This is a genomic window from Psychroflexus sediminis (assembly GCF_900099815.1).
GTDB classification, from domain to species: domain Bacteria; phylum Bacteroidota; class Bacteroidia; order Flavobacteriales; family Flavobacteriaceae; genus Psychroflexus; species Psychroflexus sediminis.
Genome location: NZ_FNCW01000004.1, coordinates 38,952 through 56,840, shown reverse-complemented (window position 1 = coordinate 56,840; position 17,889 = coordinate 38,952). Strand labels below are relative to the sequence as shown.

The following is a 17,889-nucleotide window of genomic DNA, read 5'->3' as shown; positions in this document are numbered from 1 at the left end:
ACGTTCACAGAAATCGAATTAGCCGGTACTGCAGTGTTAGGTTCGAATCCTGAATTATCTACAATTGATGGTGTAAACTATGAATTAACGGTTACAGAATTTTTAGATGGTAATTTAGTATTTCAGGAAGTCGGAACGAAAACACCTTGGGTGCAGCTTCGTTTCCTTCAGGAACAGCTACTTTGGGTGGACCCGATATTCCAACTACTGCAGGTTTTTATCAAGTGACATTCAATTTGGATACCGGAGATTATAGTTTTGATATTCCCGCTGTAGGTTTAGTAGGTCCTGCAATTTCCCAGTGGCCAGGTGGCAGTAATCAGACACCTGATGTTATGATGAACAGTACTGATGGAAATATCTACACCTTGGACTTCCAAATCTTACAGGACGGCGAATTGAAATTTAGACAAAACCAAAACTGGAATGTCAACTGGGGTAGTCCAGATTTTCCTTCCGGAACTTTAGTTCAGGGTAGCAGTGATAATATTCCCGCCATAGGTGGTATTTATGACATTACTTTTGACAGAAAGTCATCAACATTCGATTTTCAGCCAAGTGCAGCAGCTCGTGTTCAGGTTATTCACAACTCAGCCGATCCTGCTGCACAATTTGTAGATGTGTATTTAGAAGGTAATCTTCTTATTGATGATTTTGAATTTAGAACCAGTACAGCATTTGTAGATGTTCCAGCGGGTACGCCTTTAGAAATAGACATTGCTCCCGGATCAAGTTCTGATGTGAGTGAAAGTCTCTATAACTTAACGACTACTTTAACTTCTGGTGAAACCTATATTTTAGTTGCAGATGGCGTTTTAGATACTTCACAATTTGACAGTTCTGTAAATACAATTGATTTTAATTTAGAAGTTTATCCTGGTGCACGGGAAACCTCTTTAAATTCCGGGCAGACAAGTATTCTTGTCCATCACGGATCAACTGACGCACCAACTGTTGATGCGAGAGAAACAAGTGTTCCTCTTGGAATTATTGTTAATGATATTTCTTACAGTGATTTTGGTGGTTATTTAGATACAGCAACAGAAGATTATATAATTGATGTAGAACTTGCGGACAATTCTGGAGTTGTAGAATCTTATAGAGCTCCACTTCAAACTTTTGGATTGGGAGATCTTGCAATCACAGTTGTAGCAAGTGGATTCTTAGATCCTTCTGCTAATCAAAATGGAGCGGAATTTGGTTTATGGGTGGCTTTACCTTCCGGAGGAAATCTAGTTGAATTACCACTTAATCGTACCGCCAGTTTACAGGTTATTCATAACTCTGCAGATCCTGCAGCAGAATTTGTAGATGTGTATTTAGATGGTGACCTCATTCTTGATGATTTTGAATTCAGAACAGCTACCGCATTTTTGGAGGTGCCAGCTGAATTACCAATAGATATTGATGTTGCACCGGCTAGTAGCACAGATGTGAGTGAAAGTATTTTTAATTTGAATACCACACTAGCTGAAGATGAAACCTATATAGCTGTAGCTGATGGCGTGTTAGATCCATCACAATTCGATAGTTCTGTCAATGCGATTGATTTTAACCTCGAAGTATACGCTGGAGCACAACTTGCTTCAACCAATGTCGGAGAAACCAGTATTTTGGTACATCATGGGTCAACTGACGCACCAATGGTAGACGTGAGGGAGACAGGTGTTCCTGCCGGAATTATTGTCGATGACATTGCTTATACCGATTTTCGTGGTTATCTAAACTTGGCAACACAGGATTACATCCTTGACGTGGAACTGGCGGACAACTCTGCCGTCGTAGAATCCTATCAGGCTCCACTTCAAACCTTAGGGCTAGGCGATCTGGCAATTACGGTTTTAGCCAGTGGATTTTTAGATCCTTCAGCCAATCAAAATGGAGCTGCCTTTGGTTTATGGGTTGCACTTCCTTCAGGTGGTGCATTAGTTGAATTGCCATTACAAACCTTGAGTTCAGAAAATTTTGAGGCAAGCAGTTTTACATATTATCCCAATCCAGTTAAGAATATGCTTTCTATTTCTACAACTTCCACTGTTGAGAATATAAAAGTTCATAATTTACTTGGTCAATTGGTTAAGGAGACTGCTCCAAAATCTTCGAATCCAAAAGTGAATTTAAGTGAATTCGATTCCGGGGTTTATTTAGTTTCTTTAGAGGTTGATGGAAGTATACGAACCTTCAAAATTATAAGGCAGTAAAATTTAATTGCTCTTTATTTATAATCCATCCCGGAGCTTGGCTTCGGGATTTTTTATTTGTAATATCTTTACGCTATGGTAGAGCTTTACTTTTCCTTTGTAATCCCCGTTTATAATCGTCCTCAGGAAATCATGGAACTTTTAGAAAGTCTTAGCCAGGTGTCGGAATCTTTTGAAGTCGTGATTGTGGAAGATGGATCGCAGGATACCTGTAAGAAAGCAGTGGAAGGCTCTAAGGAAAAATTGGATATTTCCTATTATTTCAAATCAAATACAGGCCCTGGAGATTCCAGGAACTATGGGATGAAAAGAGCAAAAGGAAATTACTTTATCATTTTAGACAGCGATGTCATCGTTCCTGCAAATTACTTGGAGGTTGTAAGAAAAGCCTTAACAGAAAGCTATATGGATTGCTATGGAGGAGGAGATACGGCCTTAGATTCATTTACTCCTGTTCAGAAATCTATAGATTATGCTATGACTTCACTGCTTACCACTGGTGGGATAAGAGGGAGCGCTCAGTCTAAGAGCTCCAATTCTTATGAACCAAGAAGTTTCAATATGGGTATTTCCAGGGCAGCATTCCTGGAGTCCAAAGGCTTTAGTAGTATTCATCCTGGTGAAGATCCGGATTTATCGATTCGGCTTAAAAAACTTGGATTTAAAGTAGGTTATATCGATAAAGCACAGGTCTATCACAAGCGAAGAACGGATTTTAAAAAATTTGCTCAGCAAGTTTTTAAGTTTGGCCTGGTGAGACCGATTTTACTGGTTCGCTATCCTGAAACTTCAAAAATAACCTATTGGTTCCCGTTTTTTTATACCTTGATGCTTTTGCTCGGTTTGATTTTGCTTCTTTTTAAACTTCATTTTCTTCTTTATTTCTATGCGTTATATAATTTTCTGATGTTTATAGATGCCTTGTTTAGTCATAAACATTTTAAAATTGCTATATTAAGCGTGTTGGCTGCAAATATTCAATTTGTAAGCTATGGCGTAGGATTTGTTTGGAGTTATTTCAAAATTCATATCTTGAGACAAATTCCTGAAAATGCATTTCCAAAATTATTTTTTAGTCAATGAATAAATACAAACAGATTGAAAAAATAAAAACCGGTCTTCAAAAAAGAAACTACAAGGCTTTTTTCTTTTTTCTAGGTTTCACCCTTCTTATCTGGATTTTTGTACAGATGTCAAAAACTTATGAACATGATGTACAGCTTACCTTTAAGCTCGAGGGGATTCCTCAGCATATAGTTTTTGAAAATAAGTCTAAAAATATAAGCGCTCAAGTAAAGCACACTGGATTTAAAATTTTATCTATTACTCTCTTTAACTCAAGCATAGATTTGAATTTTAATCAACTCGATTCACTAGGCAATTATTATTCTTATAGCCTTCAAAACAACAAAACTCAAATAGCTAAGTCTTTAAATCTGTCTAAAGAGGTCCTGGAAATAGCAAAGGAAAAGCTTCAATTTAGCCATTATAAATTATCAACTAAGAAATTAAAAATTAAGCCAAACATTCAGGTTAATTTTAATAAGGGTTATGATTCCGTTTCAGATTTCAGGTTTGAACCTGCTTTTATAGAAGTTTCCGGAAATGATTCCATTTTAAATACACTGGAATTTATCAGTACTAAAAAAAAGGTTTTGAAAGGAGTTTCAGATACACTTCACGGGCAGATTGAAATTCAGAAGATAGATAGCGTTTCAATCAAGTATCTAGAAGAGACAGTGGATTATACCTTACCCGTTGTAAAATTTACAGAAGGTACTTTTGAGATTCCAATACATTTTGAAAATCCGAGTCTGGAAAATGAACTTGTCATTTTTCCCAAAACAGTGAAAGTAAATTTCACTACCAGTCTTTCGAACTATGAACGAATAGATGAGTCTGGTTTTAAGGTGATTGCTAAATACGAACCTAACGAAGACTTTATGTTTTTAGAGCTAGTCAAACAGCCAAAACTCGTGAAACATGTTTCTCTGGAAAATTATAAAGTAGATTATTTAATTAAAAAATGATAAAGATTGGTCTTACCGGGGGAATAGGAAGCGGCAAAACTACAGTCGCTCAAATGTTTCAAGATCTACAAATACCCGTATTTATCGCAGATATCGAAGCCAAAAAAATACTGGATGATTTTAAAGTGGCTTCTAAAGTCGCAGAAACTTTCGGCTTAAATTTAACGGCGGAAGGTTTAATTCATAAGCCGGATCTAGCTGCCATTGTTTTTAAAGACGATCATGCTCTTCAAAATCTGAATTCTATAATACACCCCAGGGTACACGAGCGCTTTAAAAAATGGTTTAATGAACAAGACGCTCCTTATATTATTTACGAAGCAGCAATTATATTTGAAAAAGACAGGGCTTCGGATTTTTATTATACCATCCTGGTAACTGCTCCGGAAAAGGTTCGGATAGACCGCGTTATGCTAAGAGATCATGTGAGTTATGAAGATGTAAAATCCAGAATGAAGGCTCAATGGTCCGAATCCAAAAAGAAAAAGTTAGCTGATTTTATTATTGAAAATATTAATTTAAAACAAACTCAGCAACAGGTTAAGGAACTTCATGAGAAATTTTTAAATATTTCATATAAATAGCGGCATTGTCTTGTTAACTTTCGGTTAAACACCGACAAAGCATTTTGTTAAAACTGTAATTTTGGCAAAATGAATAAACGCATATTTACATTCATAATTATATTGATGAGTGTTTCCTTAATCGGAATCATTTTCGTTCAAGGCTATTGGATAAAAAATACTGTAGAAAGCAACGAAGAACAGTTTTCCATGGGAGCCAAGCAAATCCTTATCAATGTAGTTCAACAACTGGAAAAAGAAGAAATTGACAAATATTACTTCAAATTTGCTTCTATAGCAGATTCTGAAACCCCTATTAGCATTCAGCTCAGTGAAATATTTCAGTTGCCTGATGAAGGAATCTCTACTGAATATTTTATGTATTCCAACTCCTTGTTTCAGGAGGATTACAAAGTAGCCTCACCATTTTTGGCCGAAAATCAAGACTCTATTGAATTCAAGAAATTAATCAACCGTAAGGTGACGGCCGTGATGCGAAGAGATGGATTCGACGGGAGCAATCTAAATGCTATGGAGCGCTTTGAAAGAATTAGCAATTTGGAAGATGAGCAAAAGTACCTCTGGCTAGATGCAATCAAAGAAATGGCTTCTAAAATTCCTATTCATACACGAGTGGATACCTTAGAAATAAAAAAGTTGATTGATGAACAAATGCAGAAACGCAATTTGACATCCGATTATGATTTTGGAATTTATAGCAATGCTTTATCTACCAAAGTAAGAACAGCCAGCTTTGAATTGAATTCTCCATCCACTTATGGTATACCAGTTTATAGTTATAATGATGAGTATTCAGATTATCAATTGTTTATCAATTTCAAAGATAAAAACAAGCAGATTTTATCTTCTATAGCTTTAATGGGAGGTCTGTCAGTTATGTTTACCTTAGTCATTGTACTTGCATTTTCCTCAGCAATTGGTCAATTGATAAGACAAAGACAAATATCCCAGATCAAAACGGATTTCATCAACAATATGACCCATGAGTTTAAAACTCCTATAGCTACTATCAACCTGGCATTAGATTCTGTGAAAAACCCGATGATTTCCAAAAATCCTGAAGCTGTAGATCGATATATGAACATGATTCGCGAAGAGAATAAAAGAATGCATGCCCAGGTAGAAAATGTGCTGAGGATTTCAAAGCTTGAAAAAAATGAGCTTGATATAGAAAAGGAAAAATTAAATCTTCATGAGATTATCGAAGATGCAATAAGTCATATCAGTCTTATTGTAGAAGACAGAAGTGGAAAAATTGAAACCGATTTTAAAGCTAAACACGATACTATTTTGGCCAACGATTCACATTTTTCTAATGTGATTGTTAATATTCTGGATAACTCGGTAAAATATTCTGCAGAGGCTCCCGAAATAAAAGTGACTACTGAAAATGTAAATAATTATGTGGTTTTGATTATCACCGATCAAGGAAGTGGAATGTCAAAACAGGTACAGAAAAAAATATTCGATAAATTTTACAGAGAGCATACTGGAGATGTGCATAACGTAAAAGGGCACGGTCTTGGTTTAGCTTATGTAAAACGAATCGTAGATGATCACCACGGAGAAATTTCCGTTAAAAGTGAAAAAGGAAAAGGAAGTTCATTTATAATTAAATTACCATTAATATCATAAATATATGGAAACTGAAAACAAGAAAATTTTATTAGTAGAAGACGATCCGAATTTCGGAATTGTATTAAAGGACTATTTGTCCATGAATGATTATGATGTCACCCATGCCAAAAACGGAATGGAAGGCTTCGAGAAATTTAAAAAGGGAAATTACGATCTCTGTATTTTAGACGTGATGATGCCGTATAAAGATGGCTTTACCTTAGCCAAGGAAATTAGAGCCAAGAACGAAGATGTTCCCATTATATTTCTTACCGCCAAAGCGATGAAGGATGATGTGTTGAAAGGATACAAAGTTGGAGCAGATGATTATTTGAATAAGCCATTTGACAGTGAAGTGCTTTTGATGAAAATTAAAGCCATCATGCAGCGCAAGAATTCAGATACACTTGCAGACAGCAAGCAGTTTGAATTTGAAGTCGGTAATTTCCACCTCAATTCCAAATTGAGATTCTTAACTTACAAGGATGAGGAGCCTATAAAACTTTCTCCGAAAGAGAACGAATTACTGCGTTTACTTGCTTTGTATGAAAACGATTTGATGCCAAGAGAGCTTGCATTAACCAAGATCTGGAGAGATGACAACTACTTTACCTCAAGAAGTATGGATGTATACATCGCCAAATTGAGAAAATATCTGAAAAAAGATGATACAGTGGAAATTTTGAATATCCACGGTGAAGGTTTCCGTCTAGTCGTTAAAGGCTCTGACGGTAAAGGTGCTTAATAAGCCACTTTTTTCAGTTCCTAAATAACCAAAAAGACTAATCGTCTAGTACGATTAGTCTTTTTGTGTTTTAATATAAGCTAAAATCTCCTGCAATGGCGTCTGGTAATGAAACCAGTGAATCTCAGGATCTTTTTTGAACCAGGTGAGCTGCCGTTTTGCAAATCTTCGTGTATTTTTCTTTATTTCTGAAATGGCTTCATATAGACTCAGCTCGCCTTCAAAATGAGCAAATAATTCCTTATACCCGACGGTTTGCAGAGCGTTGTTCTTTCTATACGGATAAAGCCTTTTGGCTTCTTCCACTAAGCCTTGATTGATCATGAGGTCCACACGCTGTTCTATTCTGCTATAAATCACTTCCCGCGGAGCATCAAGACCGATTTTTATGACCTCAAATTTCCGTTCTTTTTTCTTTTGATTTTGAAAGGATAAAAAAGACTGTCCAGAAGTTTCAATGACTTCCAAAGCTCTGCTAAGTCGTCTCGGATTTGAGACTTCGATCGTCTTAAACGTTTGAGGGTCTTTTTCCTTAAGTAAGGTCTGCAATGTCTCTATGCCCTCGGTGTTAAGGATATCATTATATTTTTCTCTTATTTCTGAAGGTATTTCAGGAAAGGAATCCAGGCCTTCTGTTACAGCTTTCTGGTAAAGCCCGCTTCCACCAACCAAAAGGGCTATGGAATTGGATTTAAAGATGCGTTGTAAAACCTCAAGGGCCTCGTCTTCAAATCTGCCAACATTATAGATCTCTCTTATCGAGATGTGCTGTATAAAATGATGTTTTGCCTTTGAGAGTTCATCCGCCGTGGGAACTGCGGTTCCAATCTGCATCTCCTGAAAGAATTGTCTGGAGTCTGCAGAAATAATTTCAGTAGAAAAATGAGAGGCCAGCTGTATGCTTAGGGCGGTTTTGCCAATAGCTGTGGGGCCGACAATGCAAATCAAGACTGGAGAATCAGTTTTCATGTTCTTCTATATCTTCTTTGCTTTTATTGAGCGGATAACCACATTTGTGGCAAAATTCAGCATTATCTTTATGTTGGCTCTCACCACAGTTGTAGCACACCTGAGTGTTTCTGGAAAAATTTTCTTTGGTCATCTCTGCAGTGACAATTCCAGTAGGAACTGCTATAATGCCATAACCTAGTAGCATAATAAGAGTTGCAATGAATTGACCTAAAGGCGTTACAGGGTGAATGTCTCCAAATCCAACAGTAGTAAGAGTAACGATTGTCCAGTAAATCCCAATAGGAATTGAAGTATAGCCGTTTTCTGGACCTTCTACAAGGTACATAATGGTCCCCGATACAAAAGCTACTATGATGATACTGTAGAGAAATATTAATATTTTGGGCATACTTCTTTTTAAGGCGACTGAAACTACAGAACCTGCTCCTGTATATCGCGCCAATTTAAATACACGAAAAACGCGAAGTAATCTAAGTGCTCTTAAAGATAGAAGGGCTCCAGAGCCTGCGAAGATTAAAGAAATGTATAAAGGTATTGTAGAGAGAAAATCAACAATACCATAAAAACTAAAAATATAATTCTTAGGTTGTTTGATACTTATGATTCTCAAGAGGTATTCAATCGTAAAAAAAATGGTGACTATCCACTCTAGAGTTACAAATAGGTTGTGGTATTTTAGACTAATGGATTCTACCGAATCGAGAACAACTAAAGTTAAACTTGCAAGAATCACCACAATTAAAACAACATCAAAGGCTTTGCCTGCAGTTGTATCAGCTTCATAAATGACTTCATGAACTTTTTCTTTCCAAGTCATAGGTGCGATTTAAACGGGTTGAGTGTATTTAAAACTATTTAGTCTAGTCGTCCTGATTTTTTTCTGATGATTTTTCACCAATAAAAGAGTCTAAGTCAGAGTTTTTTCCAAAGATGACTAAAATGTCTTTTTCTTTCAATTCCACATTTGGATCTGCGATTCCTTCAATTTTATCGACTTTCTCTTTTTCTCCAATCTGCGTAGTTTTTTCTTCTCTTTGAATAATCGTTAGGATAAGGAGATCATGTTCTTCTCTGATCTTTAACTCCTTAATTGTTTTTCCCACATATTTTTCGGGAACCTGTGTTTCAATAATGCTAAAGTCTTCATTGAGTTCAAAGGAATCGATTACATTTTTCAAATGAAGTTTGTTCGACCAGCGCTCTGCGGTTTCTGATTCCGGATGTACGATTTCATCAACCCCAATAGCTTCAAGAACTTTTTTATGTAACGGGTTTATAGCTCTGCTTATCAATCTTTTGGCGCCTAAATTTTTAAAAAGAGCAGTTGCCATAAGATTTGAACCTTGATCTTCGCCGATAGCGATTAAAACAATATCAGTTTCTTCAAAAGGTAAATCAGAAACAGCAAGTTCATCGGTAGCATCCATGCGGATGGTGTGGGTTACTTTTTCTTTAAAATGGTCTACCTTCTCCATGCTATCATCAATGGCAATGACTTCGTTACCAAGAGCTGTTAATTTCTGAGCGATGGAAGATCCAAAATTTCCCAAGCCTACTATGATATATTTCATGTTTAGTTGATTGTTATTTCTTCAGTAGGATAATCATAATTCTTCTGTTTTATTTTCTTAAAAATAGCGATTACAACCGTAAGCATACTCACTCTTCCTACAAACATAGTAAAAATGATTACGGCTTTCCCTAAATCGCTCAGCTGTCCGGTGATTCCCAGGCTCAATCCCACTGTAGAATACGCCGAAATGGTTTCAAAAACCAAATCGAAAAGACTTAAGTTTTTATCGCTGATACTTAAAATTAAGATAGAAAAACCTATCACTATCAAAGATAAGGCAATAATGGCGTACGATCTTCTAACCGATATACTGGATATTTCTCTTTTAAATACTTCAATTCTGGATTTACCTTTAGCTAAGCTCAATATATTTAAAACAGAAATGGCGAGGGTACTGGTTTTGATACCGCCACCAGTTGATGCCGGTGAAGCCCCGATCCACATCAGCAATAAAATTAATAACAAGGTCGGCATGCTTAATAAAGCCGTGTCTACCGTATTAAATCCTGCTGTTCGGGGAGTGGCTGCTGTAAATAAGGCAGTCACTATTTTTCCAAAACCAGTGTGTTCAGCAAGGGTGTTTTCGTATTCTAAAACATAGACGGCAACCAATGCAATTGCCGTTACTGTAAAGGTGGTAATTAGGGTAATCCTGCTGTTGATATTCAACACCCAGGGTTTAAAATTTCTTCCCCCGCCAATCAATCTTTTAACGCTGTACTTGATATATTTATCGATATTTTCAACAATTGGAAATCCAAGCCCGCCTACTATAAAAGATATAATGATGATAAGTTGCAACCCATAATTAAAACGAAAGCCTTCCTCATAAAAACTACTGGATAAGGTTGAAAACCCTGCATTGCAAAAAGCTGATATCGCATGAAAAACCGAGAAAAAAGCCTGGTCTATAAAACCGTTAAAGTCGGTACTATCCAATGAGGTGTAAATAAGGATCGCTGACACCAGTTCAATTCCAAAAGTGATCACAATAATATACTTTAAAGTTTTAAACACAGTGTTTAAAGATTTGGAACTGGTAATGCTGTTTAAAGTCAGTTGATTTTCATAGGTTGAACCGCCTTTGAAAAAATAACTAAAAAAACTGGTAAAGGTTAGAATGCCAAGCCCGCCAATCTGTATCAAACAAAGAATGATGGTTTGACCTAAGCCCGTAAAATAGCTCCCGGTATCCACTACGATAAGTCCTGTGACACAAACAGCGCTGGTGGAGGTAAATAAGGCATCTATAAAACTAATTCCGGAATGGGTGGCATTGGGTAGCAGGAGAAGCAAGCTGCCCAGAAAAATAATAGTCAGAAAACTCAGTATAAAAAGTTGAGCCGGATTGAGTATGGTACGGTCTACGGAAATTTTAATGTCAGACGATTCTCGAATGAACGTAAAAATAATAGCAAACTTTAACCAGTAGTCGTCAATGGAAAAACTTTCTAGAAACGAAACTTCCAGGAGCATAAAATGCCTAACGAGTACAAAAACTGAAAATAAAATCGATAACACATCAAAAATGACAACTTCCTTATTCGGCAGGCTTTCGTTTTGATAATACCTGATTGAGGTAGAGGTGACTCCAAGAACTAAAACAACTGCATAAAAAATAGTATAGGTAGTGGTCAAATTTTCAGGATGATCGAATCCTAAATCAAAAATCAGTATGACTAGACCTAAAAGACTCAGCAAAAATGAAATGCTATGAACAAGGGTATTTTTATTCATTTTAGAACTTAAGGATCTTTAAGTGGTGATTGCTTTTTCTTAAATAACTCTGTATGATATGTTGAGAATCTCTGTCGTTTTGCATTGGGTTAATAATATTTTTGAGGATAGACATATTTTCGATTTGAAAATTTAATTCGGTATATCCTGCGCCTGCAAGTTCTCCGTTTTCGATCAAAACTACACTTTTCTCACCGGCATGTCTTCCTCTGTCCTGTATAATCATGTTTTTATTTTGGTAATCATAAAAGTCAATAAGCTGTCTGACTCTCTCATTGTAGCTTTCTGATGATTCCTCATGGACACATGCCCCCTGACATTGTTTGATGGTATAATTAAAACAGGCGCCTTCGGTTTTATGAAGTCCCGTCAGCTTTTGGCAAAGCTCATAGGTTTCTAAAGCCCGTTCCATAAAAGCTTTACCCTGCTGGTAATTGGTGAAACTCGTGATGTAGTTTTCTTTTGATTTTAGTTTTGACACCGAAAGATTGATAAAGCCCTTTTCATCTTCAAATGCATACAGACCATGAGTGAACAGGCTTTTTTTAAGTGCCGAATTAAATTTAGGCTTTAATTTTTTGATGGACTGATTTTCCTTGAGTAAAGCCAAAAGTTCATTGCCTGTTCTTTCAAAATCTATGGAAGTCACATGCTCCTGTATTTCTCTGGATTTGGGTGCATCACTCGTGAAATGCTGGTTAGCCCGCTTTTTGATATCCTTGCTTTTCCCAACATAGATAATGTCACCATCGCTATCCGAAAAATAATAGACTCCGACCGCATTAGGCAATTCGTCTACCAGCCGTATCAGCTTCTGGTCGACGCTGCTTATGGCATTTAGCTTCAGGTTGGAACTTATAATTTCCTTATCCACATCCTTTTCCAGCAATAGCTTAAACAGTTTTACGGTGGCCAGAGCATCGCCGCTAGCCCGATGTCTGTCCGTTATGGGGATTCCCAGTCTTTTGACGAGTTTTCCGAGGCTGTACGATTCAAAGCCGGGCAAGAGTTTTTTAGATAATTTGACGGTACACAAGGTTTTACGCTCATAAGTGTAGCCTAGTCTTTCAAATTCCAGCCTCAGCATCCTGTAGTCAAACTTGGCATTATGCGCAACAATGATGCAGCCTTCGGTAATTTCAATAATTCGTTTGGCTACTTCGTAAAACTTGGGCGCATGATGAAGCATTTCGTTGTTGATGCCTGTTAATCCAACCACAAACGACTGTATTTTTCGTTCAGGATTCACCAACGAGATAAATTGGTCCACGATTTCATGTCCGTCGAATTTGTAAATAGCAATTTCTGTGATTCCCTCTTCGTTATATTTCCCTCCCGTGGATTCTATGTCTAGTATGGCGTACAATCTATCCTTTTAATTTTTTAATATCGGGAACAAAAATAAAGATATAATTCTGTTTCAAAGCCTTCTAACCAAAAGTTTAGGCTTTCATTGGAGCTTAGCTTTTCTTTTTTATTCTGAATTTATCACTGCTTGACCTAAGTGTATGAGACAAAATGACATGCATACTCTTTTTAAAACCGACATTTTGACGCATATTTTATCTAAAATCTCCTACTAATCTGATTTTAAGATTAAAAATACACCCGAAATATCCATTTTTAACTTTAAAATCAATTTGGTATTCATTTTGAAAATAGTGTAAATGTAATTTAGATATTAACCTTTTAAAACTTATAAATTATGTTACCAACACGTTATGTAAATCAGGATGTAAGTCTGTTCGACAGACTTTTTAACAACGACATGTTCAACAGAGATTACTCTGAAACCAACACGACTTTACCTTCTGTCAACATCAAAGAAAACGAAGATAAATTCGGCGTAGAAGTAGCTGTTCCAGGATTTGATAAAAAAGATTTTAAAATCGAACTGAACAACAACGAACTTACTATTTCTTCAGAGAAAAAGGAAGAACATGAAAAGGAAGAAGGGGAACGCTATACCCGAAGAGAGTTTAGTTACCAGTCGTTTAGAAGATCCTTCACCTTGCCAAATACGGTAGACGGCGATAAGATTTCTGCTCAGTACAAAAATGGAGTTCTTTATGTGGATATTCCAAAACGAGAAGAGGCTAAGCCAAAGCCGGCAAGAGAAATCTCGATCAAGTAATTGGTTTAGATTTGAATTAGCTAAAAAAAAGCCAGCCGACAGGTTGGCTTTTTTTTATCAATTGTTACCTAGTTGAATATTTTATCTCTTTGTCAGGTTGGGTTTTAGAAATTTTGGTATTGCATTCAATGCTAGGTTACATTTTTTGAATGTTTTAGCATCGAGCCTTTCGGCTTCGCTTAAGACAAGTTAAGTCGAGATGTAATTGGTTCTCGTCTTCGCTCGAACTTAAACAGAATAATTTGATTTTAAAAAATTACACAAAAACCTTATTGGTAACCTGCCCGTGTGCTTTTGTCAGTTTGAGTGTTTTTATCGATTGTGAAGGAGGGGAAAAATGTATCGAAACCTTAACCTCTTTCTCCAAAAATCGAACTCCCAATTCTCACCATAGTTGTCCCGTGTTGCATGGCGATTTTGTAGTCACCGCTCATACCCATGGACAGAATACTGAAATCAGGATAGGTTTTGGAAGTCTCTTCATAGAGATCTTCTAAAACTTGAAATTCTCTATGAACTTGATCCTCATCATCCGTAAAGGTAGCCATACCCATCAGGCCTTTAAGTTTGACGTTTTTTAGTTCTGCAAGTTTTGGGTCTTTTAAAAAGGCTCTCAATTCGTCCGGAGACATCCCGAATTTCGAATCTTCTTCAGCGATCTTCACCTGGAGCAGGCAGTTAATCACACGGTCGTTTTCCTTGGCCCGTTTGTTTATTTCTTTGAGCAGCTTCATCTTTTGTACAGCATGTATCAGATCCACATAAGGGGCCATGTATTTTACCTTGTTGGTTTGTACATGACCCACCATATGCCATTTGATGTCTTTGGGTAAAGACTCCCATTTACCGGTCATCTCCTGAACCTTGTTTTCACCAAAAATACGTTGCCCCGCTTCATAAGCCTCCATCAAATCTTCGTTGGGCTTGGTTTTGGAAACGGCAACCAGATCAACATGTTCTCCAAGTTCTTCTTTAAAAAATTTAATATGTTCCTTTATAGTGCCTTCCATGAATTTAATTTTAAAATGTGATAATAATTTAATTAACTATAAATCTGTCATTTTGGATAAAAATTTAGAATTCATAAATCGTAATTCCACTCCGCAGTCTCGGTTCAATAAAGGTCGTTTTCGGCGGCATTTTCATGCCCTCATCTGCAATGGTTTTCATCTCGTCAATTTTAGCAGGATACATCCCGAAACCAACTTCAAATTCTCCATTATCAATCATCCCTTTCACGTAAGCCATGTCTTTCTGGCCCTGACTATACTCCAGTCTGGAATTATTTCTCAGGTCCTCTATGCCCAAAATAGGCTTCAGGATGGTGTTGTACAGGATCTGCGCATCAAGCCTAGATAAGGCATCATGAAAATCATAATTTCTGAATCTCAAATTCAATTCGTAGAAATCACCATCCAGGTACATGCTAAAATGATGAGGTTTCGATGGCTTGTAATAATTCTGCTTCAGGTTTTCAATTTTGAATTGCTCATCCAGTTTTATCAAAAACTCATCTTTGCTCAGGCCGTTTAAATCCTTAACAAGTCTGTTGAACTCGTGAATCCTTAAATGACTTTCAGGAATAAAGAAACCCATGAAATAATTGTAAGCTTCATAACCTGTATGCGTCTCATTTTCAGCCTGCAGTTTTTTCTTCAAGTCGATAGATGACAAGCTTCTGTGATGACCATCGGCGATATAAATATGCTGCATGGCTTTGAATTCTGCCTCGATTTGCTCTTTAATCGCTTCATCACCAATTACCCAAAAGTGATGGGTTTCCCTGGAGGTGGTAGTAAATTCATATTCCGGTCGTTCCTGCATCAGTTCCTGAGAGATTCCTTCTAAAACAGCATTGTCGGGGAAGGTTAGGAGAACAGGATCGGCATTGAACCGAACCGTTTTTAAATATTCTGTAAAGACATCCACTTTTTCCTTGAGTGTGTCTTCGTGTTTTCTGATGCTGTTGTTTTCGTAATCTTCGGTACTGGCTGCGCCGACAAAACCCACAAACTGTATTTCATTTCTGTAGATGATTTTATGCAGATAGTAGCAGGGTTTTTCATCCTGCTGAAAACTGCCGTCTTCTTTGAATTCTTCGAACCTGTTTTTGACAAGTCCGAAACGCTCCTTGCCAGAGATTTCTTTATTGTATTTGTATCCCGGATTCACAATATGCAAAAACGAAAACGGGTTGTTATCCAGACGAGCTTCTATTTGAGCTTTGGTATAGGTATCGTAAGGTTTTGAAGCTATGAGACCTACTTTATCACGAGTAGGTCTGGTAGCTCTAAAAGGTTTGACAACAGGCATGGTTAAGAGTCAAATTGTGAAGACACTTTTTCTGCCTTTTTGTTTTCCCTGTAATCGTAGAAGCCTTCACCGGATTTTACGCCGAGTTTGCCTGCTCTTACCATATTGACCAACAACGGACAGGGGGCGTATTTTGGATTTTTGAAACCATCGTACATCACTTCCAAAATAGACAGACAGACGTCTAAGCCAATAAAATCGGCCAGCTGAAGAGGTCCCATAGGGTGAGCCATTCCGAGTTTCATCACAGTGTCGATTTCCTGAACACCCGCTACATTGTTATATAAGGTTTCAACGGCCTCATTGATCATCGGCATCAGGATGCGATTTGCTACAAAACCGGGATAATCGTTCACTTCTGTTGGGACTTTACCCAGGTTTTTAGACAAGTCCACGACTGTTTTGGTAACCTCATCACTGGTGTTGTAACCTCTTATAATCTCCACCAGTTTCATGATGGGCACCGGGTTCATAAAGTGCATCCCTATCACTTGTTTAGGTCTGTTGGTTACCGCAGCGATTTTAGTAATCGGAATAGAACTTGTGTTGGAAGACAGGATAGCCTCAGATGGACAAACTTTATCGAGTTCCCTGAAGATATCCAGCTTAATTTTTTCATTTTCTGTGGCAGCTTCTACAACAAGGTCAGCGTTTTTGGCACCATCCGCAATACTTGTAAATGTCGTGATGTTGGCCAGCGTCCGTTTTTTATCGTCCTCGCTTATTTTTTCTTTGCTCACCATGCGGTCCAGATTTCTGGTGATTGTCGCAATTCCTTTGTCTAAACTGTCTTTGGTTACATCGATTAAACTGACTTTATAATCGAACTGAGCAAAGGTATGCGCAATACCATTACCCATGGTTCCTGCTCCTATAATTGAGATATGTTTCATGATCTGTATAATTTAAATTTATTGGTTATCAAATGCTTTTATGATTTGTATAGCGACTCGTAAAGCTTCTGTGCCTTGTTCCAGTGTCACTATAGGGGTAGTGTCTTTTTCAATTGCTGTGGCAAAGGTTTCTAATTCATCCAGGATAGCATTGTTGGTCTGTATGTCCGGGTTGTCGAAATAGATTTGTTTCTTGACGCCTTCTGCATTTTGAAGAATCATCGCAAAATCATCAGGCTCTTTTGGTGCGTCCTTCATTTTGACCACTTCGGTGACTTTTTCAAGAAAATCCACAGAGACATAGGCATCTCTTTGGAAAAACCGCGATTTGCGCATGTTCTTCAAAGAAATTCTGCTGGCGGTAAGGTTAGCTACACATCCATTTTCAAACTGAATTCTGGCATTGGCAATATCTGGAGTTTCTGAAATGATGGACACGCCACTGGCGTTTATATGTTTGACTTTGGATTTGACCACGCTTAAAATCGCATCGATATCGTGAATCATTAAGTCCAAAACGACTGGGACATCGGTTCCTCGAGGATTAAATTCAGCCAAGCGGTGAGACTCGATAAACATGGGGTTATTGATTTTAGGAATGGCTGCTCTGAAGGCCGGATTAAAACGCTCCACATGTCCGACCTGACCTTTCACATGGTGTTCTTTGGCCAACTGAATCAGGTTTTCGGCTTCCTCGACTGTAGAAGTAATGGGTTTTTCTATAAACACATGAACATTGGCTTTTATGGCCTGTTCTGCCATGATGAAATGATTGGTGGTAGGGGTGACGATATCGATCACATCCACTTCCTTAAGCAGGTCCGCGTAATTTTCAACATACCGATAGCCAAATTCCTTTTCTACGGCTAAGGCATGTTCTTTATTTGTATCGTGAAATCCAACAAGTGAATATTTTTTGGATTCATTGAGCAATCTGAGGTGAATTTTACCTAGATGTCCTGCTCCCAAAACACCGACTTTTAGCATAAATAATATGATTTTAAACAAAAGTAACATTTCTTTTTTTAGTAATGCCGACCTTAAGAAAGCTTATAGGAATTCCTTTAGAGTTTGCTAATGGCATTTCATC

Annotated in this window: 16 protein-coding genes; 7 read left to right on the top strand and 9 right to left on the bottom strand. The window is 37.4% G+C overall.

Going from position 1 to position 17,889, the window contains the following annotated elements; translation table 11 throughout:
- Window positions 1-146: 146 nt before the first annotated feature.
- The 6 genes from BLP81_RS04625 (at window position 147) to BLP81_RS04600 (ending at window position 7,177) form a co-directional block, all read left to right on the top strand.
- The gene (locus BLP81_RS04625) at window positions 147-2,201 is read left to right on the top strand and encodes a DUF4397 domain-containing protein (protein WP_245686410.1); all 2,055 of its coding nucleotides are present in this window, start codon (window positions 147-149) and stop codon (window positions 2,199-2,201) included.
- A gap of 75 nt (window positions 2,202-2,276) precedes the next feature.
- Window positions 2,277-3,284 carry a glycosyltransferase family 2 protein gene (locus BLP81_RS04620; protein WP_093366278.1) on the top strand — a complete coding sequence of 336 codons (1,008 nt, stop codon included), beginning with the start codon at window positions 2,277-2,279 and terminating at the stop codon, window positions 3,282-3,284.
- Window positions 3,281-4,231: a YbbR-like domain-containing protein gene (locus tag BLP81_RS04615; protein WP_093366275.1), complete on the top strand. Its 951-nt coding sequence runs from the start codon at window positions 3,281-3,283 to the stop codon at window positions 4,229-4,231. The genes BLP81_RS04620 and BLP81_RS04615 overlap by 4 nt, the downstream gene beginning before the upstream one ends.
- Window positions 4,228-4,815, top strand: a complete 588-nt coding sequence (gene coaE / locus BLP81_RS04610; protein ID WP_093366273.1) for a dephospho-CoA kinase — start codon at window positions 4,228-4,230, stop codon at window positions 4,813-4,815. The genes BLP81_RS04615 and coaE overlap by 4 nt, the downstream gene beginning before the upstream one ends.
- 69 nt (window positions 4,816-4,884) lie before the next feature.
- Window positions 4,885-6,450, top strand: a complete 1,566-nt coding sequence (locus tag BLP81_RS04605) for a sensor histidine kinase (protein ID WP_093366270.1) — start codon at window positions 4,885-4,887, stop codon at window positions 6,448-6,450.
- 4 nt (window positions 6,451-6,454) lie between these two features.
- Window positions 6,455-7,177 carry a response regulator transcription factor gene (locus tag BLP81_RS04600; protein ID WP_093366267.1) on the top strand — a complete coding sequence of 241 codons (723 nt, stop codon included), beginning with the start codon at window positions 6,455-6,457 and terminating at the stop codon, window positions 7,175-7,177.
- Window positions 7,178-7,231: 54 nt separating this feature from the next.
- Here the strand turns inward: BLP81_RS04600 and miaA are convergent, their stop codons facing one another.
- Genes miaA through BLP81_RS04575 form a run of 5 tightly spaced genes read right to left on the bottom strand, consistent with a single transcriptional unit; the run spans window position 7,232 to window position 12,825 of the window.
- Window positions 7,232-8,146 (bottom strand): tRNA (adenosine(37)-N6)-dimethylallyltransferase MiaA, encoded by a 915-nt coding sequence (gene miaA / locus BLP81_RS04595; protein ID WP_093366264.1) that lies wholly within the window; start codon window positions 8,144-8,146, stop codon window positions 7,232-7,234.
- Complete coding sequence (locus BLP81_RS04590; protein ID WP_093366261.1) at window positions 8,136-8,966, bottom strand: ion transporter; 831 nt, start codon at window positions 8,964-8,966, stop codon at window positions 8,136-8,138. Before BLP81_RS04590 ends, miaA begins: the two co-directional genes overlap by 11 nt.
- Before the next feature lie 43 nt (window positions 8,967-9,009).
- Entirely contained in the window at window positions 9,010-9,720 is a 711-nt protein-coding gene (locus BLP81_RS04585) for a potassium channel family protein (RefSeq protein ID WP_093366258.1), read from the bottom strand.
- A 2-nt stretch (window positions 9,721-9,722) separates the two neighbouring features.
- Window positions 9,723-11,459, bottom strand: a complete 1,737-nt coding sequence (locus BLP81_RS04580; protein ID WP_093366255.1) for a TrkH family potassium uptake protein — start codon at window positions 11,457-11,459, stop codon at window positions 9,723-9,725.
- Between the two features lies 1 nt (window position 11,460).
- The gene (locus tag BLP81_RS04575) at window positions 11,461-12,825 is read right to left on the bottom strand and encodes an exonuclease domain-containing protein (RefSeq protein ID WP_093366253.1); all 1,365 of its coding nucleotides are present in this window, start codon (window positions 12,823-12,825) and stop codon (window positions 11,461-11,463) included.
- Window positions 12,826-13,164: 339 nt separating this feature from the next.
- On the opposite strand from BLP81_RS04575, the gene BLP81_RS04570 reads away from it, so the two are divergent.
- Window positions 13,165-13,593, top strand: coding sequence for an Hsp20/alpha crystallin family protein (locus tag BLP81_RS04570; RefSeq protein WP_093366251.1), 429 nt, complete (start codon window positions 13,165-13,167; stop codon window positions 13,591-13,593).
- Window positions 13,594-13,943: 350 nt separating this feature from the next.
- Here BLP81_RS04570 and BLP81_RS04565 read toward each other — a convergent pair whose 3' ends face one another.
- The 4 genes from BLP81_RS04565 to BLP81_RS04550 all read right to left on the bottom strand — a co-directional run bounded on the left by BLP81_RS04565 (window position 13,944) and on the right by BLP81_RS04550 (window position 17,786).
- A complete protein-coding gene (locus BLP81_RS04565; protein WP_093366249.1) occupies window positions 13,944-14,603 on the bottom strand; it encodes a YggS family pyridoxal phosphate-dependent enzyme in 660 nt (219 codons plus the stop codon).
- Window positions 14,604-14,667: 64 nt separating this feature from the next.
- The gene (locus BLP81_RS04560; RefSeq protein ID WP_093366247.1) at window positions 14,668-15,906 is read right to left on the bottom strand and encodes a DUF1015 domain-containing protein; all 1,239 of its coding nucleotides are present in this window, start codon (window positions 15,904-15,906) and stop codon (window positions 14,668-14,670) included.
- 2 nt (window positions 15,907-15,908) lie between these two features.
- Entirely contained in the window at window positions 15,909-16,799 is an 891-nt protein-coding gene (locus tag BLP81_RS04555; RefSeq protein WP_093366245.1) for a 3-hydroxybutyryl-CoA dehydrogenase, read from the bottom strand.
- 18 nt (window positions 16,800-16,817) lie between these two features.
- Window positions 16,818-17,786, bottom strand: coding sequence for a Gfo/Idh/MocA family protein (locus BLP81_RS04550; RefSeq protein WP_093366243.1), 969 nt, complete (start codon window positions 17,784-17,786; stop codon window positions 16,818-16,820).
- Window positions 17,787-17,889: the final 103 nt, after the last annotated feature.